The organism is Micromonospora sp. NPDC049301 (genome assembly GCF_040678715.1).
In the GTDB taxonomy this organism is placed as follows: Bacteria; Actinomycetota; Actinomycetes; order Mycobacteriales; family Micromonosporaceae; genus Micromonospora.
Window position 1 is genome coordinate 1 of record NZ_JBFAQO010000012.1, and the last position, 17,585, is coordinate 17,585.

At 73.2% G+C, this 17,585-nt stretch carries 18 protein-coding genes; 12 read left to right on the forward strand and 6 right to left on the reverse strand.

Annotated features, from left to right (window positions below):
* Positions 1 to 249: 249 nt before the first annotated feature.
* From AB0K07_RS27200 to AB0K07_RS27210, 3 genes are all read left to right on the forward strand, one after another.
* Entirely contained in the window at positions 250 to 1,317 is a 1,068-nt protein-coding gene (locus AB0K07_RS27200; protein WP_363759185.1) for a hypothetical protein, read from the forward strand.
* Between the two features lie 40 nt (positions 1,318 to 1,357).
* Entirely contained in the window at positions 1,358 to 2,329 is a 972-nt protein-coding gene (locus AB0K07_RS27205) for a pirin family protein (protein ID WP_363759188.1), read from the forward strand.
* 68 nt (positions 2,330 to 2,397) lie between these two features.
* Complete coding sequence (locus tag AB0K07_RS27210) at positions 2,398 to 3,063, forward strand: hypothetical protein (protein ID WP_363759191.1); 666 nt, start codon at positions 2,398 to 2,400, stop codon at positions 3,061 to 3,063.
* A gap of 261 nt (positions 3,064 to 3,324) precedes the next feature.
* On the opposite strand, the gene AB0K07_RS27215 is transcribed toward AB0K07_RS27210, so the two are convergent.
* Both AB0K07_RS27215 and AB0K07_RS27220 read right to left on the reverse strand, forming a co-directional pair.
* Positions 3,325 to 3,990 (reverse strand): DUF1345 domain-containing protein, encoded by a 666-nt coding sequence (locus AB0K07_RS27215; RefSeq protein ID WP_363759193.1) that lies wholly within the window; start codon positions 3,988 to 3,990, stop codon positions 3,325 to 3,327.
* A gap of 42 nt (positions 3,991 to 4,032) precedes the next feature.
* Complete coding sequence (locus AB0K07_RS27220) at positions 4,033 to 4,302, reverse strand: DUF2795 domain-containing protein (RefSeq protein WP_363759196.1); 270 nt, start codon at positions 4,300 to 4,302, stop codon at positions 4,033 to 4,035.
* 157 nt (positions 4,303 to 4,459) lie between these two features.
* Here AB0K07_RS27220 and AB0K07_RS27225 point away from each other — a divergent pair, with 157 nt between their 5' ends.
* The 5 genes from AB0K07_RS27225 to AB0K07_RS27245 all read left to right on the forward strand — a co-directional run bounded on the left by AB0K07_RS27225 (position 4,460) and on the right by AB0K07_RS27245 (position 7,885).
* Complete coding sequence (locus AB0K07_RS27225) at positions 4,460 to 4,870, forward strand: DUF2267 domain-containing protein (protein WP_363759199.1); 411 nt, start codon at positions 4,460 to 4,462, stop codon at positions 4,868 to 4,870.
* Between the two features lie 218 nt (positions 4,871 to 5,088).
* Positions 5,089 to 6,111, forward strand: coding sequence for a TerC/Alx family metal homeostasis membrane protein (locus tag AB0K07_RS27230; protein WP_363759202.1), 1,023 nt, complete (start codon positions 5,089 to 5,091; stop codon positions 6,109 to 6,111).
* A 74-nt stretch (positions 6,112 to 6,185) separates the two neighbouring features.
* Positions 6,186 to 6,785, forward strand: coding sequence for a sulfite oxidase-like oxidoreductase (locus tag AB0K07_RS27235; protein WP_363759205.1), 600 nt, complete (start codon positions 6,186 to 6,188; stop codon positions 6,783 to 6,785).
* On the forward strand, positions 6,778 to 7,557 hold the full coding sequence (locus AB0K07_RS27240; RefSeq protein WP_363759208.1) for a ferredoxin reductase: 780 nt from the start codon (positions 6,778 to 6,780) through the stop codon (positions 7,555 to 7,557). Before AB0K07_RS27235 ends, AB0K07_RS27240 begins: the two co-directional genes overlap by 8 nt.
* Before the next feature lie 34 nt (positions 7,558 to 7,591).
* Entirely contained in the window at positions 7,592 to 7,885 is a 294-nt protein-coding gene (locus tag AB0K07_RS27245; protein ID WP_363759211.1) for a DUF6510 family protein, read from the forward strand.
* A gap of 46 nt (positions 7,886 to 7,931) precedes the next feature.
* Here AB0K07_RS27245 and AB0K07_RS27250 read toward each other — a convergent pair whose 3' ends face one another.
* Positions 7,932 to 8,507 carry a CGNR zinc finger domain-containing protein gene (locus tag AB0K07_RS27250; protein WP_363759214.1) on the reverse strand — a complete coding sequence of 192 codons (576 nt, stop codon included), beginning with the start codon at positions 8,505 to 8,507 and terminating at the stop codon, positions 7,932 to 7,934.
* A gap of 123 nt (positions 8,508 to 8,630) precedes the next feature.
* Here AB0K07_RS27250 and AB0K07_RS27255 point away from each other — a divergent pair, with 123 nt between their 5' ends.
* Together AB0K07_RS27255 and AB0K07_RS27260 are read left to right on the forward strand one after the other, a co-directional pair.
* Entirely contained in the window at positions 8,631 to 9,683 is a 1,053-nt protein-coding gene (locus tag AB0K07_RS27255; protein WP_363759217.1) for a LacI family DNA-binding transcriptional regulator, read from the forward strand.
* Positions 9,684 to 9,795: 112 nt separating this feature from the next.
* The gene (locus tag AB0K07_RS27260; protein ID WP_363759220.1) at positions 9,796 to 10,323 is read left to right on the forward strand and encodes a GNAT family protein; all 528 of its coding nucleotides are present in this window, start codon (positions 9,796 to 9,798) and stop codon (positions 10,321 to 10,323) included.
* Between the two features lie 145 nt (positions 10,324 to 10,468).
* Here AB0K07_RS27260 and AB0K07_RS27265 read toward each other — a convergent pair whose 3' ends face one another.
* Positions 10,469 to 11,920: a M20/M25/M40 family metallo-hydrolase gene (locus tag AB0K07_RS27265; RefSeq protein ID WP_363759223.1), complete on the reverse strand. Its 1,452-nt coding sequence runs from the start codon at positions 11,918 to 11,920 to the stop codon at positions 10,469 to 10,471.
* Positions 11,921 to 12,038: 118 nt separating this feature from the next.
* Here AB0K07_RS27265 and AB0K07_RS27270 point away from each other — a divergent pair, with 118 nt between their 5' ends.
* Both AB0K07_RS27270 and AB0K07_RS27275 read left to right on the forward strand, forming a co-directional pair.
* Positions 12,039 to 14,195, forward strand: a complete 2,157-nt coding sequence (locus AB0K07_RS27270) for a glycogen debranching N-terminal domain-containing protein (protein ID WP_363759226.1) — start codon at positions 12,039 to 12,041, stop codon at positions 14,193 to 14,195.
* 91 nt (positions 14,196 to 14,286) lie between these two features.
* Positions 14,287 to 15,588 carry an NAD(P)/FAD-dependent oxidoreductase gene (locus AB0K07_RS27275; RefSeq protein WP_363759229.1) on the forward strand — a complete coding sequence of 434 codons (1,302 nt, stop codon included), beginning with the start codon at positions 14,287 to 14,289 and terminating at the stop codon, positions 15,586 to 15,588.
* 20 nt (positions 15,589 to 15,608) lie between these two features.
* Here AB0K07_RS27275 and AB0K07_RS27280 read toward each other — a convergent pair whose 3' ends face one another.
* Both AB0K07_RS27280 and AB0K07_RS27285 read right to left on the reverse strand, forming a co-directional pair.
* Entirely contained in the window at positions 15,609 to 16,706 is a 1,098-nt protein-coding gene (locus AB0K07_RS27280; protein WP_363759232.1) for an AI-2E family transporter, read from the reverse strand.
* Positions 16,707 to 16,781: 75 nt separating this feature from the next.
* Positions 16,782 to 17,516 carry a fused MFS/spermidine synthase gene (locus AB0K07_RS27285; protein WP_363759520.1) on the reverse strand — a complete coding sequence of 245 codons (735 nt, stop codon included), beginning with the start codon at positions 17,514 to 17,516 and terminating at the stop codon, positions 16,782 to 16,784.
* Positions 17,517 to 17,585: the final 69 nt, after the last annotated feature.

Sequence of the window (17,585 nt, forward strand, 5' to 3'; positions counted from 1 at the left end):
GCCTACGCCCAGTGGGAGCAGCAGGCCACCGACCTGGTCAGCAAGCACTGGAACAGCTGACCCGCAACACCACGCACGACCGCAGGACACCGACCACTGGCCGGCACCCCAACCCGGGGTGCCGGCCAGCGGCATGTCCACACACGAACCTTGGGCGGCGACGCAGGGGAGCGGTGCGATCACCGCTGAGTGATCCGAACGATGGGCGGGTACGTACTCATCGGCGGGGACCGGCGGAGGGACGAGGACATGGCCGCAGTGGGGCAGGGCACGGACCACCACCCGGAGCCCGAGTCGGAACCGGAGCCGACGGGTGACACCACCCCACGTCGGAGCTGGCCCATCGGGACACGGATGCTGCTGGCCGCCGCGGCCGTCGTGCTGATCCTCGGCGCCGCCGCGGTTGCCGTGATCATTGCCGATCCGCACCGCCTCGGCATGTCCTACTCCAGCGCACCCGACGACGGCCGCGCCGGCAACGCCCACCCCGACAATGCCCGCCGCGACGCCACCCGGCCCGACGGCGCCCGCTCGGACGGCACCCGTCCCGACGACGGCACCTTCCCGGACCATGTCCGCCCCGGCAACGTCAACCCCGATGCCGGCCGACCCGATGGTGCCGTCCCTCCGGCGGGCGCCGCCGACTCCGACCCCGACGCGGCTGGCGGCGGTGGACCGGGTGGCGCGGGCGCGACAGCTGCCGGGCAGACGATGACGGCGCCGCTGGCGGGTCGGGAGCGGGCAACCTTCGTGCTCGCGGACGGGGTGTCCTCGTTCGAGTTGCGGGTGGCCGAGTTGGGTGACGACCTCTACCAAATCAGCAGCCCGGCCGGCTCGGGCGTGACCGGTCGACCGGAGGTGCTGGGCGAGACCGTCCGGCTCGGCGTGGTGGCCACCGGTGCGTCCGGGGAGCGGGCCGTGCGGGTGCTGCTCAACGAGCGGGTGAGTTGGCGTCTCCAGTTGGCCGGCGGAGTGAGCAGCCAGGTGCTGGACCTGACCCGTGCCCGGCTGCTGGGGCTGGAGCTGGCCGGCGGGTCCGCCCGTACCGAGGTTCTCCTGCCGCCGGTCAGTGGCACCGTGACCGTCCGGTTGACCGGTGGGGCCAGTCAGCTCGACGTCCGGGTTCCCGGCGCGCCACCGGTACGGGTCCGCGCGGGAGCCGGCGCCGCCTCGGTGGTGCTGCGCGACGAGCGCTGGGCCGGGGTGGCGGCCGGCGCGCTGCTGGGCACGCCCGGGTGGGACCGGTCGGTGGACCGGCTCTACCTCGACCTGGTGGCGGGAGTCAGCAGTGTGACGGTGAGCGCCAGCACCCGGTGAACCCCGCGGCCGAGAGTGGGCGCGAGCGTACAGTTTGGCGGTGGAGCGTACTGAACCGATGCTGGCGGAGACCCGACCGCCCGGTGTGGCCGACGTCGATCCCGGCAGCGTGCTGCTGCCCGGCCACGACGTGCCGCTGGGCCGTTACACCACCGTTCGCCGGCTGTTGCCGCAGCGCCCCCGCCGGATGGTCGGCGCGTGGTGCTTCGTGGACCATTTCGGCCCGGACGACGTGGCGCAGCGGCCCGGCATGGAGGTGCCGCCGCACCCGCACACCGGCCTGCAGACGGTGACCTGGCTGCTGGAGGGCGAGATCCTGCACCGGGACAGCCTCGGCAACGTCCAGCCGATCCGGCCCGGCCAGCTGAACGTGATGACCTCCGGGCACGGCATCGCCCACTCCGAGCGGTCGCCGGCCGTCCACCCGCCGGTGATGCACGGTGTGCAGCTCTGGGTGGCGCTACCGGACCCGGCGCGGGCCGGAGCGGCGGACTTCGCGCACCACGCCGACCTGCCCCGCTGGCGCGACGGCGACCTGGACCTCACCCTGCTGGTCGGCGAGTTCGCCGGCGAGCGGTCCCCGGCGGTGGTGCACACCCCGCTGGTCGGCGTGCAGCTCGAGTTGAACGGTACGGCGCCGACCACGCTGGCACTGCGGCCCGACTTCGAGTACGCCGTGCTGGCGATGTCCGGTTCGGCCGAGGCGGCCGGTGTCGGGTTCGAACCGGGCGCGCTGCTTTACCTGGGCTCGAACCGCCGCGAGCTGACCGTGCGCGGCGGTGCCGGTGCCCGGTTGCTGCTGCTGGGCGGGACGCCGTTCGACGAGCCGCTGGTGATGTGGTGGAACTTCGTCGGCCGCTCCCACGAGGAGGTCGCCGCCGCCCGGGAGGACTGGATGGCCGGGCGACGCTTCGGCGTGGTCGCCGATGATCCGGCGCCGCCGCTGCCGGCGCCCGCCCTGCCCACCACCCGGCTGAAGGCCCGCGACCGCACCGGTGGCCTGCACGGGTGATGGCCGCACCCCGCGCGGCGTGCACCACGGTCGGCGTGTGACCGACGTCGGCGTGGGTAGTCGCCCGCATGGCGACCACTTTGATCACTCCGGTGGAGGACCGGAAGCGCCTGGCCCGCCGGCTCGCCGGCAGCGGACGGGGCTTCGCCGAGCAGTACGGCTTCCGGGTCACCAACAACCCGGCGAGTCTGTTCCAGGTGCTCTACCTCGCGGTGCTGCTCGCCCGACGGGGTGACTTCCGTCGGGCGGTGGACGGCGCGGGGGCGTTGCGCGACGAGGGGTGGGACAGCGCCGCCCGGCTGGCCCGCTCGCTGCACCAGGACCGGGTGCGGGTGTTGCGCGACAGTGGCCAGCGCGGCGACGTCGATGCGTTGGCCGACGTGCTGGGCGACCTGGCTCGTACGGTCGTCGAGCGGTACCGGGGTGACCTGCGCCGGCTGCGCGCGCTGGCGCACCACGACCCGGCCCGGGAGCGGAAGCTCCTCGCCGAACTGCCCGGGGTGGACGACCAGGTCGTCGACCTGTTCCTGCGTGAGGCGCAGGCGCTCTGGCGGGAGGTGGCCCCGGTGGCCGACCGGCGGGCGTTGGCCGCGGCCCGCCGGCTGGGGCTGGGCCGGTCCGCCGACGACCTCGCCGGGTTGGCCGGCAGCGGGGAGTCGGAGCGGCTGGCCTGGCTGGTGGGGGCGCTGGCCCGGGTCGACCTGGAGCACCGGTACGCGGAGCTGACCGGTTGACCATGACGTGCCCTGGCCCACAGTTCGGCAAAATCTGACCGTACGGAGGATGTTCTGTCGTATGGTTGTACCCGGCAGTGCTGGCCGCTCGGTTCGGGCGGGCATCCACCGCCTGGTGGTCGCTCCCGGTTCGGGGGCGATTTCACCGCCTGGGCAGGTTTGCGTGGCGCCCCCGGTCGCGGTTCGTGGCCCCGGGGCGCCCGCCTGTCCCGGCGCACCAGCCCGCCGCCCCGTGACCACTCCGGGGCTCAGGTCGGGCGCTCAGCGGGCCAGACCGGCCACCAGGTTCACCGTGACGGCGATGATGAACGCGCCGAACAGGTACGACATCATCGAGTGCCGCAGCACCGTGCGGCGCATCTCGTTGCTGGTCAGGTTCGTGTCGGAGACCTGGAACGTCGTTCCGATGGTGAACGCCAGGTAGGCGAAGTCGGAGTAGCGGGGCGGTCCGGGCTGATTGAAGTTCACGCCGCCGTTGGGGCCTGTGTAGTAGATCCGGGCGTACCGCGCGCTGAACACGGTGTGCACCACCAACCAGGAGAGCAGCACGCTGAGTACGCCCACCCCGCCGGCCAGTTCACGGCGCAGCCCCGGCGGCTCGGAGTGGGCGCTGGCCAGCACCAGCCCCACCGCCAGCAGGCTGGCCAGGCAGGCGATCAGCAGCACCACGTCACGGATGGCCCGGTTGGGGTCCTCGTACGAGGCGACCCGCGAGGTCTGGGTGGCGTCCAGCGGCCAGAGCTTGTGCCAGACCAGCCCCAGCCAGCTCAGCGCGGCCGCGTCCCAGGCGACCAGCGGGGCGAGCATCGGCGACCACAGCATGGCGGCGACGCCGGCGATGGCACCCACCACCCCCACCAGGACGAGCTGCACGGCGGCCGGGGTGTGCCCGTCCGGGGACCGGGACAGCGGACCCCTGCCGGTCATCCGCGCCGGCCGCGCGTCGGGACTCGGGCCGCCACCGTCGGGTCAGATGCCGCGCAGGTGCTGCGACACCCGGTTGTGCCTGTCCCGGGCCTGCGCGGCCCGCTGCGCGGGACCGACCTCGGGGGCTGCCTCGATGCCGGCCGACCGGGCCACTTCGGTGCCGTTGGCGTAGTCCAGCGGCGGCAGGGCGCGCAACGCCTTCAGCACGTCCGGCGGGGCACCCTCCCGCTCGGCCTCGCGGACCACGTCGTCCTTCTCGGCCGGGTAGTCCAGGCTCGACAGGTACTGCAGGACGTCGGCGTAGCTCGCCATGGCAGGGGCTCCCTCGGGACATCGATGTGGTCACGACGGGCGGCGGTTACCCGCCCGACGCCCGCTCACGCCCCGGCCGGCGGTCGAATCGGGCGCCGTTTCCACCCCGTTGTCGTGGGTACCCGCAGGCGCCGACGCCAGCCCGAGGGGGTACGCGATGAACTACGACACCTTCATCGACCAGGTTTCCCAGCGCACCCGAGCGCCGTCCGAGCGAGCGGTCGAGTTGACCCGGGCCGTGCTGGAGACGTTCGCCGAGCGGCTGACCGGGGGCGAGGTGCTGGATCTGGCCGCCCAGCTGCCCAAACCGCTGCAGGTGGTGCTCAAGCCGAGCCCGGGCACGGAGCAGGCGGACCGGTTCGGGGCGGCCGAGTTCGTCGCCCGGGTCGCGGTGCGCGCCGACGTGGAGGAGCCGGTCGCCCGCGACGCCGTCCGGGCGGTCTTCACCACCCTGCGCGAGGCGATCACCGGTGGGGAGTTCGACGACGTGGTCACCCAGCTGCCGCGCGACTACCGGCAACTGGTCGAGCCGGCGATGGCTCCGGGGGCGACGTTGCGTCGTGGCTGACCACACCTGACCAAGGCCGCACCCAGCGGTTGGTCAGGGCAACCATCCAGGTCCCGCTTGGCGGCGGCATTGAGCCTGGCCTAACCTTGTCGTGGCGAGGGGAGTACTTCCCACGAACCATTCCGGTCAGTACGGCGCGCCCGGCGCGCCTCGGGTGGTTGCCCAGCTTTGCTGGGTGAAGGAGACCTCGAACATGACACGGTGTTCGAGGAGGCCCCATGACCGAGGTGTCGTACCTGTCTGCCGGCGGTGAGCTGTCGACGGTGGGCACGCCCACCCTCTGGGCGGTGACCATCGCCGGCGTACTGCTGCTGCTGGTGCTGGACTTCCTGGTCACCCGCCGCCCGCACGAGGTGTCGATGCGGGAGGCGATCGGCTGGTCGGCGTTCTACATCGCCCTGCCGCTGGCGTTCGGCGGCTGGATCTGGGCCCGCTACGGCTCCGAGCTGGGCGTGCAGTACCTCACCGGCTACCTGGTGGAGAAGTCGCTCTCGGTCGACAACCTGTTCGTCTTCATGCTGCTGCTGGCCGCGTTCGCGGTGCCGGCGGTGCTCGCCCAGCGGGTGCTGCTCTACGGCATCGCCGGCGCCCTGGTGCTGCGGGCGGTCTTCATCGCCCTCGGCGCGGCGGCGTTGCAGACCCTCGACTTCGCCTTCCTGCTCTTCGCGATCATCCTCATCGCCACCGCGGTGAAGCTGCTCCGTGACGCCCTCTCCGGGCACCAGCAGGAAGTCGACATCAGCAAGATGCGCTCGGTGAAGGTGCTGCGCAGGTTCATGCCGGTGGTCGACGAGTACCACGGCACCCGGATGACCGTCCGGCAGGGCGCGAAGCGGGCGCTGACCCCGTTCGCCCTGGTGGTGGTCGCGGTGCTGGCCACCGACGTGGTCTTCGCGGTCGACTCGGTGCCGGCGGTCTACGGCATCACCGAGGATCCGTACCTGGTCTTCGCCACCAACGCGTTCGCCCTGCTGGGTCTGCGGGCGCTCTACTTCGTCCTGCACGCGGCGCTGAGCCGGCTGGTGCACCTCAGCTACGGCCTGGCCATCATCCTGGCGTTCATCGGCCTCAAGCTGGGGCTGCACTGGGCGCACGGCATCTGGCACAGCGTGCCGCAGATCCCCACCCTCGCCTCGCTCGGCGTGATCATCGGGGTGCTGGTCGTGGTCACGCTGACCAGTCTCCGCGCCACCCGCGGCGATCAGGCGGACGACCGCGAGGTGGTCGCGGAGCGGCGCTGACCGCGCGGCGCCGGGGCGACGAGGGGTACGCGGGAAAGCTCCCGCCCCGGCCGGCACGGTGGTACGACTGTGCAATGGGAATCGTGTCACCGGGCTTCCAGGGGCGGCCCCGAACACAGGAGCCGGCCCTGCCGCCCGGGCAGTACCTGACCGAGGACTTCCCGGTGCTCTCGGCCGGCCCGACGCCCCGGGTGTCCCTGGACACCTGGGAGTTCGTCATCGCCGCCGAGAACGGCACCGAGTACCGGTGGTCGTGGCAGGAGCTGATGGGGCTGCCGCAGGAGACGCCGATGGTGGACATCCACTGCGTCACCCACTGGTCCAAGCTCGGCACCAACTGGAAGGGCGTCTCGCTGGACACGCTGCTCGACGGCGTGGACACCGGCGCCCACTTCGCGCTCGCGCACTCGTACGGCGGGTACACCACCAACCTTCCCCTGGACGACCTGCGCGGCGGCCGGGCCTGGGTGGCGCACACCTTCGACGGCGCGCCGCTGGCCCCCGAGCACGGCGGGCCGGCGCGGCTGCTGGTGCCACACCTGTACTTCTGGAAGTCCGCCAAGTGGGTGCGCGGCATCCGGCTCAAGACGATGGACGAACCGGGGTTCTGGGAGACCGCCGGGTACCACGACTACGGCGACCCGTGGCGTGAGCAGCGGTACCAGGGTGACTGAGCGCGCGGTCGCGACCGGCACCCCGGCGCGGGCTCCCATCCGCTGGCAGGTCGGCCGGCTGGTGGAGCGCCGGGTGGAGACGCCGAGCGCGCAGACCCTGGTGCTGGAGGTGCCGGACTGGCCGGGGCACCTGCCCGGGCAGCACGTCGACCTGCGGCTGACCGCGCCGGACGGCTACCAGGCGGCCCGGTCGTACTCGGTGGCCGGGCCCGTGGTCGAGGGTCCGGGCGGCCCGCGCATCGAGGTGACGGTGCAGCGGGTGCACGACGGTGAGGTGTCGCCGTACCTGATCGACGTCTACGGCGCGGGCGACCCGGTGGAGGTCCGCGGCCCGCTCGGCGGCTGGTTCATCTGGCGGCCGGAGGAGACCGCGCCGGTGCAGTTGCTCGCTGGTGGCTCCGGCATCGTGCCGCTGATGGCGATGATCCGGGCCCGCCGGGAGGTCGGCAGCAGGGTCCCGTTCCGGTTGCTCTACTCGGTGCGTACGCCCGGCGACCTGATCTACGCCGACGAGCTGCGCCGCCGGGCCCGCGACGATTTCGGGCTGGACGTGGCGTACGTGTACACCCGCGAGGCGCCCGAGGGGTGGCGTGGTGAGCCGCACCGGATCGGGCTGGCCGACGTCAACACCCACGGCTGGCCGCCGGACCTGGAACGGCTCACCTACGTCTGCGGCCCGACCGGGTTCGTGGAGGCGGTGGCCGACCTGCTGGTGGGGCTGGGCCACCCGTCACGGCGGGTGAAGACCGAACGCTTCGGCCCCACCGGCTGACCGCCCGCTCGCCCGCAAACGTCGAGGAGACCCGATGACCGAGATGTCGTACCTGGACGGCAACATGCTCGACGGCCCGCTGCGCGAGCTGTTCGCCGTCGACCTGAGCACCGCGATGGGCCGCTGCGAGAACTGCGGGATGACCGGCTCGATGGCCAGCCTGCACGTGTTCTCGCACGCCCCGGGCCTGGTCGCGCGCTGCCCGTCGTGTGAAGAGGTGATGCTGCGGCTGGTCCGCGCACCGGACCGGGCCTGGCTGGACCTGCGCGGCACGACCTTCCTCCAGGTCCCGTTGCCGCTGGAGCAGACCCGGCCCGGCCCGCTCTGACGCGGCGGGCGGCCATGATTCCCCAGGCGTCCGGGGGTGCCCCGGGTCACGGGGTCGGCGGAGCGGCCCGGGTGCGGCCGGTGCGGGCGGCGTAGGCCCGCTTCATCTTGATGTAGTTGCCGCAGCCGGCCATCGAGCACCAGCGGCGGGCCTGGTTGCGGGAGGCGTCGTAGTAGGCCCAGCGGCAGGTGTCGCGGGCGCAGACCTTCAGCCGCAGCCAGGTGCCCTGCTCGCCGCACTGCCGGATCGCGTCGACCAGCGCGGCCAGCGCCCGGTCCAGGGGTGTGCCCCCGGTGGCGACCAGGCCGGGGCCGTCGTCGGCGAAGCGCAGCGCGACGGGAGCGCCGGCCAGGGCGCGGTTGAGCTGGTCGATCGCCGCCGGGTCGCCGTGGTGGCCGGCGTGGCCGAGCAGGACGGCCCGCAGCCCCTCCCGGATGGTCACGGCCAGGGTGAGATCCGCCGGCCCGAGGTGCGCGTCCGCCGTCATCAGGTCCCGGTCGACGAACCAGTCGCGGAGCCGGTCGGGGCTGGTCAGCGTCTCGTCGTCGATCTGCGGCTCGAAGGTGTTCACGAAGTCCCGGACCAGCCGCACGGCGGCCGGCACCGCGGCGTCGTCGTCCACCGCCCACCCCCCTTCCGTTCACACCACCGTAGCGCCTTGACAGGTGTGAAATCGCCTGGGAGGGTCGGAAGTACACCGGTGAAATGGTTTTGCTGGTGTGACTTCGTCGGGGGAGGGCAGGTCGTGGCTTCCACGCTCAAGGACGTGGCGCGGCTCGCTGGCGTGTCGGTGAAGACCGTCTCCAACGTGGTCAACGGTTATCCCCACGTGAGCCCCGAGGTGCGCGGTCGGGTCGAGGCCGCCGTCGCCCAGCTCGGCTACCGGCCGAACGTGTTCGCCCGGACCCTGCGCACCGGGCGCACCGGCGTGCTCGCCCTGGTCCTGCCCGACAGCGACGTGCCGTACGCGAACGATCTCGCGCGTGAGGTCGTCCGCGCGGCCGGCAGCCGGGGCTACCGGGTCGTCATCGAGCAGGCCGGGCCCGACGACGGACGGGCAGCGCCGGCACTGGCCGATGCCCGCGCGATGCCGGTCGACGGCGTGCTGGTCACCGCGCCCGTCGCGCCGGCCGGGCTGGTCGAGGCGCTGGCCGCCGCGGGGCGTCCCGTCGTGCTGGTCGGCGGCGAGGCCCGGGACGGGCACTGCGACCGGGTGACCGTCGACGTGGCCCGGGCCGCCGAGGACGCGGTCGGGCACCTGCTGCGCGCCGGCCGCCGACGGATCGCCGCGATCGGGGCGTACCCGATGGAGTCGGATGCCACGGCGCCGCGCACCGCCGGCCATCACCGCGCGCTGCGGCGGGCCGGGCTGGCACCGGTACCCGGTCACCCGCTGCCGGCGTCGCGGCACCGCCGGGCCGACGGCTACCGTGCCGCCCACGCCCTGCTCGCCCAGCCGGACCGCCCGGACGCCATCTTCTGTTACTCCGACCCCCTCGCCATCGGCGCCATGCGCGCCGCCTTCGACGCCGGCCTGCGCGTCCCCGCCGACGTCGCCGTGATGGGCATCGGCGACATCGAGGAGGGGCGCTACTCCCGGCCCACGCTGAGCACGGTCTGCATCGACACCGGGTTTCTCGCCCGGGAGGCCGTGGCCCGGGTCACCGCCCGGATCGACCGGCCGGACGCGGCGGTCGCCGTGGTCACCGCGCCGCACACGGTGCTGCCCCGGGAGAGCACCGGAGCGCTGAGCGACGCCCGCGACCGCCGGCTTGATCGTGCTCGATCCGGGAAGTAGTGCCCTCGTCCGTCGTGGATGCCACTGAATCGTTGTTCGAGCACGATCTTCCAGCTGGCGCAGGCCGACGCGGTTGGACAGCGCCCGGGTGGTTCGGTCAGAGTGGTCCGCCGTGAGATACCTGCGCACCGGCGGTCCCGCCGCGATCCGCCGGCCCCGGCCCGCCGACGCCGATGAGTTCGTCGCCGCCGCCCGGCGCAGCCGGGAGCTGCACCACCCGTGGCTGGTCGCGCCGGACAGCCCGGAGGAGTACGACCGCTATCTGCGCCGGATCCGTCGCCGGGACAGCTCCGGCTACCTGATCTGCGACCGGGCCAGCGGCGAGATCGCCGGCTACGTGAACATCAGCGGGATCGTGCTGGGCGCGCTGCGCGGCGGCTTCCTCGGGTACGCGGCGTTCCAGCCGTACAGCGGCACCGGGCACGCCTCGGCGGGCGTCGCCCTGGTCATCGACCACGCGTTCACAGCGGTCGGGCTGCACCGGCTGGAGGCGAACATCCAGCCCGGCAACGAGCCGTCCAAGCGGGTGGCCCGCAAGCTCGGCTTCCGGCTGGAGGGCTTCTCCCCGGACTACCTGTTCATCGACGGCGCCTGGCGCGACCACGAGCGGTGGGCGATCACCGCCCCAGCGACGACCTGACCGACCGCGCGCGGCGCGACACGGCGCGGTGCGGCCCGCGCCAAAATCCGCGCACTTTCCCGGAAACTGCTGCCTCCGCCAGCGTGGAGGCAGCAGTTTCCCCGTAGTTGCGCGGATCTTGGCGTTACCCCGGGGCGTGGCGCCGTCAGCTGCCCGGGCGGGGGAACGCGACCGGGCTGCGCAGGCCGTCGCGGCCCACCGCGCGGATGCCGAAGAAGACGTTGTCCTTGGACAGGTCGATGCTGACCTCGGTGACGTCACCGACCGGGATGACCCGCTGCCACTCGGCGGCCGTGGTCTCGCGCCACACCACCTCGTAGCCGGCCAGGTCCGGTTCGGTCCCGCGCTGCCAGCGCAGGGTGGTGTTGTTGGTTAGGTCGGTGGTCACGATGACGGCGCCCTTCGGGGTGCCGGGCGCCTGGGCCAGCGACCACAGCGCCGCGCCGTTGACCCTGGCCACCCGGGCGATGTACCCGAAGTCGCAGAACTCCGGCAGATCACCGAACTGCTGCCCGTCCTGCACCCGGACGTCCTGGTGCTGGTGGGCGAAGTCCTCGTTCGGCTCGGTGAACCGCGCCGCCGGCCAGCCCTCGCGCAGGAACGAGATGTGGTCGCTGCCGCGCAGGTAGCGGTCCCGCCGGTAGATGACCCGCACCCGCATCCCGGTGGCGTCGTTCTCCGCCACGTCCCGCACGAACCGGGCGAGTTGCCGCGACGGCGAGTCGTTCTCACCACCGACGGACTGCCGGGTGCTCGCCTCGGCCGGGGTCTCCGCCGTCGGCACGCCCTCGGCGAACAGCCGGACCGCGTACGGGTCGCGGGTGCCGTCGTCGGCCGTGCTGCTGCCCACGATGTCGTCGCTGAACATGCCCTGGACGTCCGCGCCGGCCGCCTTGAGCTGCTGGGCCAGGTACGCCGAGCCGTACAGCCCCTGCTCCTCGGCGGCGACCGCGGCGAAGACGACGGTCGCGGCGGTGGGCCGGCTGGCCATCAACCGGGCCAGCTCCATGACCACGGCCACCCCGGAGGCGTCGTCGTCGGCGCCGGGCGAGTCGCTGACCGCGTCCATCACGTCGGTGACCCGGGAGTCGTAGTGGCCGGTCACCACGTAGGTGCGGTTCGGCGAGGTCGTCCCGCGCAGGGTGGCCACCACGTTGGTGATCCGGGTCGCAGTGGGGATCCGCGACGCCGGCTGCTGGATGTACGACTGGAGTTCCACCGTCATCCGGCCGCCCGAGGTCGCCGCGTACTCCTGGAGCCGGGCGTGGATCCAGTCCCGGGCGGCGCCGATACCGCGCTGCGGGTCGTCCTGGCTGGAGAGGGTGTGCCGGGTGCCGAACGCGGCCAGCCGGCGGACGATCGCCTCGACGCGGCGCGGATCGACCTGGCGCAGAAGTTCGCGCAGCTCGCGGTCGGGTCGTTGCGGGCGGAGCGTGCGGCCCGGGCCGGGTGGCGGGGCGTCGGTGGCGGTGGCCGGCGCGGCGAGCGCGGGCACCGCGACGGTGGCGGCGGTCGCCGCGGTGGCGGCGGCCGAGGCGGACAGGAAGGTGCGGCGGGTGGACCTCGTGGGTCGGTCGCCGGTGTCGTCAGATCCCATTCCGGCATCCTCCCCATCGATGGCGGTGGCTGTCCATATCGCCGGGCGTGTATGTTCCCCGGCTTTCACCCGGACCGGGTGATGACACCCGGTCTCCGCCGTTCCTACGGTGGATGGCATGGCTGCCCTGCGCGCGACCCCCGCGGAACCCACGCCCGGAGTGCTGCCCGAGGCGCCCGGGGAGGGCGTTGATCAGCGGGCGATGCCGCCGGAGCTGGGCCCCAACGCGTTGGCCGTGCTGCGCGGACCCACGTTCATGTACTCCAACCCGTCCGGAGACGTGCCGCCCGGCAGTATCGGTGGTCTGGTTCACCTGGACACCCGGCTGATCAGCGGCTGGACACTGACCGTCAACGGCGCCCAGCTGCTGATGTTGCGGGCCGAGACCATCGACCACTACTCGGCCCAGTACGTGCTCGGCAACCCCGAGCTGCCCGACCTGCCCCCGAACAGCCTCGGCCTGCGGCGGCTGCGCTACGTCGGCGACGGCTTCCACGAGCGGGTGGAACTGACGTCGTACCGGCCGGGGCCGGTCCGGCTGGAGCTGCGGCTGGCCGTCGCTGTCGATTTCGCCGATCTGTTCGAGGTGAAGTCCGTGGTGCGGGATCGTTCCGCAGCGATCAGCCGCAGCCACGCCGCCGACCGGTCCGAGCTGTGCTTCTCCTACCAGAACGGGGACTTCTCCGCCCAGACCCGGGTCTGCTGCTCCATCCCGGCCGACCGGATCGAGGGCGACGAGCTGGTCTGGGACCTGGACCTGCGTCCGCGCCAGGAGTGGAAGGTCGACCTGCACGTGCCGCTGCCGCCGGGCATGGGAGTGGTCGAGCCCGTCCGTGGCGACATCGCCGACGTGGTGCACCGCCGGGCCGACGACCCGCTGCGACGGTGGACCGCCGAGCGCGCGGTGCTGCGCTGCGACAGCCAGGCGCTGGAGCGCACCATGCGCCAGTCTCGCGACGACCTGTCCGCGCTGCGGCTGGACCTGGAGGTCAAGGGCCAGCGGATCATGGTGCCCGGGGCGGGGCTGCCCTGGTTCCTCACCGTCTTCGGCCGGGACACACTGATCAGCGCGTACCAGACGCTGGTCGCCGGGCCGAGCCTGGCCAAGGGGGCGCTGCTGGCGCTGGCCCGGCTTCAGGGCGACAGGTGCGACGACTTCACCGACGAGGAGCCCGGCAAGATCCTGCACGAGGTTCGCAGCGGCGAGCTGACCCGCACCGGGGTCAAGCCGTACGCGCCCTACTACGGCACAGCGGACGCCACCCAGCTCTGGCTGATCCTGCTCTCCGAGTTCTGGCGCTGGACCGGCGACGACGAGACCGTCCGGCACCTGCGGGACAACGCGATCGCCGCGCTGCGGTGGATCGACGAGTACGGCGACCGGGACGGCGACGGCTACGTCGAGTACGCCACTCGCTCGCCGGAGGGGCTGGGCAACCAGTGCTGGCGGGACTCGCCGGACGGTGTCTGCTTCGCCGACGGCCGCATCCCGGTGCTCCCGCTGGCCACCTCTGACCTGCAGGGTTACACCTACGACGCGAAGCTGCGGATGGCCGAGCTGCTCGACGGGCCGTTGGACAACCCCACGCTGGCGCGGCGGCTGCGCGACGAGGCCGGCACGCTGTACGAGCGGTTCAACCGGGACTTCTGGATCGAGGATCGGGGCGGGTACTACGCGGTCGCCCTGGACGGCGACAAGAACCGGGTCGACTCCAAGACCTCGAACATGGGTCACCTGCTGTGGAGCGGGATCGTGCCGCCGGACCGGGCCGACGCCGTGGTGCGGCAACTCATGTCGCGGCACATGTTCTCCGGTTGGGGAATCCGCACGCTGTCCCGGGAGGAACATCTCTACAACGCCCTCGGCTACCACCTCGGCACGGTCTGGCCGCACGACAACTCGATCGCCGTGCTCGGCATGGCCCGCTACGGCTACCGGGCGGAGGCGAACCGGATCAGCCTGGCGATGTTGGACGCGGCCGAGCAGTTCGGTTACCGGCTACCGGAGGCGCTCAGCGGCTTCGAGCGGGAACGGCTGCTGTTCGCCGTGCCGTACCCGACCGCGTGCAGCCCGCAGGCCTGGGCGGCGGGCGCGCCGCTGGCTCTGGTCCGCGCCATGCTCGGCATCAACCCCGTCGAGGGGAGGCTGGTGCTCGATCCGGACATCCCGGAGGAGTTGGGTCGGGTCGCCGCCGAGCGGGTGCGTGCCTTCGGCCGGGAATGGGAGTTGGAGGCGGTGCGGACCACCGGGCATCTCCGGCTCCAGCCGACCTGAGCCTCGCTCGCCGTCCGCGCCGCTCACCCGCAGCGCCCGAGATGCCGGTTGCCTGACGTTTGTCCCGGGCTTCGGCGGGAAACGGCCCGAAATGACGAAACCTCGTGTGGTGATCGTGGGGGCCGGGTTCGCCGGTTACCACGCGGCGAAGACGTTGAGCCGCCTCGCCCGGGACCGGGCCGAGATCGTGCTCCTGAACTCCACCGACTATTTCCTCTACCTGCCGCTGCTGCCCGAGGTGGCCGCCGGGGTGGTCGAGCCGAGGCGGATCGCCGTGCCGCTGACCGGGACGCTCAAGGGCGTGCGGGTGGTGATCGGTGAGGCGGACCAGGTCGACCTGCAGAACCGCTGGGTCGGCTTCACCCAGCCGGAGGGGGACAAGAACCGGCTGGCGTACGACCGGCTGGTGCTCGCCGTCGGCAGCGTCAACAAGCTGCTGCCCATCCCCGGGGTGACCGAGTACGCGCACGGCTTCCGCGGCCTGCCCGAGGCGGTCTACCTGCACGACCACGTGATCCGCCAGATCGAGCTGGCCGAGCAGGCCGAGGACCCGGCCGAGCAGCGGGCCCGGTCCACCTTCGTGGTGGTCGGCGCCGGCTACACCGGCACCGAGGTCGCCGCGCACGGGCAGTTGTTCACCGACGCGTTGCAGGCCCAGCGGCCCCGGCTCACCCTGCGTCCGCGCTGGATGCTGCTCGACATCGCCCCCCGGGTGCTGCCGGAGCTGGACAAGCGCATGTCGCAGACCGCGCAGAAGGTGCTGGACCGGCGCGGGGTGGACGTGCGGATGGGCACGTCGGTGGCCGAGGCGACCGCCGACGGGGTGAAGCTCACCGACGGCGATTACGTGCCCACCTGCACGCTGGTGTGGTGCGTGGGGGTGCGCCCCGACCCGTTCGTCAACGAGCTGGGCCTGCGGACCGAGAAGGGCCGCCTGGTGGTCGACGAGTTCCTGACCGTCCCGGGCTACCCCGAGGTGTACGCCTGCGGCGACGCCGCCGCGGTGCCCGACCTGACCCGCCCCGGCCAGGTCTGCACGATGACCGCCCAGCACGCCCAGCGGCAGGGCAAGCGCGTGGCGCACAACATCGCCGCCTCGTACGGGTACGGCCAGCGCAAGCCGTACAAGCACCACGACCTGGGCTGGGTGGTCGACCTGGGCGGCAAGGCCGCGGCGGCGAACCCGTTGCACGTGCCGCTGGCCGGGTTGCCCGCGAAGGCGGTCACCCGCGCGTACCACCTGCTGGCGATGCCGGGCAACCGGACGAGGGTCAGCGCGGACTGGGCACTGGACGCCACCCTGCCCCGGCCGGCGGCCCAGCTCGGCCTGGTCCCGGCGAACGCGGTCCCGCTGGAGAGCACCTCACCCGAGGTCGCGGCCCGGGGCCGTTGAGCACCACCCGATCCGGCCGGTCAGCCCTGCGGGGCGGGACCGGCCGGTCGGCGTCGCTGGTCGGTGGGAGCCGGCGGGTTGGGGCGCAGCCGGGCCGGGCCGTACTCGCGCAGCAGGGTCTGGACGATGCCGGCGGCGGGGATGGCCAGCAGGGCGCCGAGCAGCCCGGCCAGCTCCGCCGCGAGGAGCACGCTGATCAGCACGGTCAGCGCGTTCAGGCGGACCGCGCGGGACAGGATGAGCGGCTGGAGCAGGTGGTTCTCCACCTGCTGGTAGACCACGAAGAAGACCAGCACCACCACGCCGGCGGTGGGGGAGTGCAGGAAACCGGCGCCGGCCGCGATCACCGCTCCCAGCGTCGCGCCGACCAGCGGTATCAGGTCGGCCACCGCCACCAGCAGGGCGATCACGGCGGCGAACGGCACTCCGGTGACCGTCAGCACCACGAAGGTCAACGCCCCGCAGATCACGCTGATCACGAGGTTGCCGGTCAGGTAGCCGGTGACGGTGCGCGACACCTCCCGTCCCACCCGCCGCAGCCGCTCGCTCTGGCCGTCCCCGGCCGCCGCGAGCACGGCACCGGTGATCCGCGGTGCCTCCAGCACCATGAGGTACGCCAGCACGATGACCGTGACCAGCCCGGCGACCGTCTCCACGACGCCGCGCAGCACGCCGACCGCCGGCTCGCGCAGCCGGGTGCCGAAGCTCCCTAGCTGCTCGGAGTGCTCGGACACGTACCGCCGGGCGCCGGTGCGCTCCACCAGGTGCCCCAGCGGGCCCCGGCCGGCGCGCGCGTCGCGCAGCAGCTCCGGCGCCCGTTCGGCGAACCGGCCCAGCTCGTTGATCAGCGGCGCCAGGATGACCGCGGCCAGGATCGCCAGCACCACGAACGCGGCGAGGAACACCAGCAGCGTGGCCAACGCCCGTCGCCGCACGAACCGGCGTTGCAGCCGGTCCACGAGCGGCTTGAGCGCGACGGCGAAGAAGGCGGCCACCACGGCCCAGGCCAGCACTCGACGGGTCGCGTACACGAAGGCCAGCGCCAACGCGGTCGCCAGCACCAGACCGATCACGACCAGGGTCCGGCGGGCGGTCACCCGAGCGTCGGCGTTGCTCATCCGGCGCGGCTTCCCCGCGCTCACCTTCGGAAACCCGGCACCGCGCCGATCACCCGCGGGTGTAGGACCAGGTGGTCATGTCCGCGCGGGGTTGTCGGCGTCCGTGACCGGTTTGGCGCCCGCGACGAAGCCGTCCAGCGCGGCGGCGTGCAGCAGGCCGCCGGGCACCGGGTCGCGCAGGGCGGCCACGGCCAGCCGGCCGACCGGCAGCCCGCCGGGCCGGGTTGTCGCGGCGAGCACCAGGTTGCCGTAGCGCCGGCCGCGCAGCATCCGCCGGTCGCCGAGCACGCACACGTCGCCGAAGACCGCCCGCAGCGTGGCCACCTGCACCCGGGTGCCGACCAGTGGCGGCAGGTCCGTGACGTTGACCAGGTACAGCCCGTCCGGGCGCAGCGTGCGGGCCACCTCGGCGACGAACTCCACGGTGCGCACGTGGCGGGGCATCCGGGCCGCCCGGTAGATGTCGGCCACCACCAGGTCGTACCGGCCGGCGGGGCTGGCGTTGACCGCCTCCCGGGCGTCGGCGACCTCCACCCGCACCTCGGGCGGCAGCGGCGGCAGCTCCCGGGCGACCAGCTCGACCACCGCCGGGTCCCGCTCGACGACGCGCTGCCGGGAGCCGGGCCGGGTCGCGGCCAGCCAGCGGGGCAGCGTCAACGCGCCGCCGCCCAGGTGCAGCGCGCTGAGCGGCTCTCCCGCCGGGGCCGCGAGGTCCACCGCGGAGGCGATCCGCCGGACGTACTCGAAGTGCAGGTGCCGGGGGTCCTCGACGTCCACGTACGACTGCTCGACGCCGGCGGAGAGCAGCATCCGCCCGGTCCGGCGGACCGGATCGGCGACCAGTTCCAGCCGGTCGGCGGCGCGGTTCATGTCCGGCAC

What these genes read in the sequence shown, in the direction of transcription:
- AB0K07_RS27200 (WP_363759185.1), top strand. Translation starts at nt 250, where the DNA reads ATGGCCGCAGTGGGGCAGGGCACGGACCACCACCCGGAGCCCGAGTCG.
- AB0K07_RS27210 (WP_363759191.1), top strand. Translation starts at nt 2,398, where the DNA reads ATGGCGACCACTTTGATCACTCCGGTGGAGGACCGGAAGCGCCTGGCC.
- AB0K07_RS27215 (WP_363759193.1), bottom strand. Translation starts at nt 3,990, where the DNA reads ATGACCGGCAGGGGTCCGCTGTCCCGGTCCCCGGACGGGCACACCCCG.
- AB0K07_RS27220 (WP_363759196.1), bottom strand. Translation starts at nt 4,302, where the DNA reads ATGGCGAGCTACGCCGACGTCCTGCAGTACCTGTCGAGCCTGGACTAC.
- AB0K07_RS27225 (WP_363759199.1), top strand. Translation starts at nt 4,460, where the DNA reads ATGAACTACGACACCTTCATCGACCAGGTTTCCCAGCGCACCCGAGCG.
- AB0K07_RS27230 (WP_363759202.1), top strand. Translation starts at nt 5,089, where the DNA reads ATGACCGAGGTGTCGTACCTGTCTGCCGGCGGTGAGCTGTCGACGGTG.
- AB0K07_RS27235 (WP_363759205.1), top strand. Translation starts at nt 6,186, where the DNA reads ATGGGAATCGTGTCACCGGGCTTCCAGGGGCGGCCCCGAACACAGGAG.
- AB0K07_RS27245 (WP_363759211.1), top strand. Translation starts at nt 7,592, where the DNA reads ATGACCGAGATGTCGTACCTGGACGGCAACATGCTCGACGGCCCGCTG.
- AB0K07_RS27265 (WP_363759223.1), bottom strand. Translation starts at nt 11,920, where the DNA reads ATGGGATCTGACGACACCGGCGACCGACCCACGAGGTCCACCCGCCGC.
- AB0K07_RS27270 (WP_363759226.1), top strand. Translation starts at nt 12,039, where the DNA reads ATGGCTGCCCTGCGCGCGACCCCCGCGGAACCCACGCCCGGAGTGCTG.
- AB0K07_RS27275 (WP_363759229.1), top strand. Translation starts at nt 14,287, where the DNA reads ATGACGAAACCTCGTGTGGTGATCGTGGGGGCCGGGTTCGCCGGTTAC.
- AB0K07_RS27280 (WP_363759232.1), bottom strand. Translation starts at nt 16,706, where the DNA reads ATGAGCAACGCCGACGCTCGGGTGACCGCCCGCCGGACCCTGGTCGTG.
- AB0K07_RS27285 (WP_363759520.1), bottom strand. Translation starts at nt 17,516, where the DNA reads ATGCTGCTCTCCGCCGGCGTCGAGCAGTCGTACGTGGACGTCGAGGAC.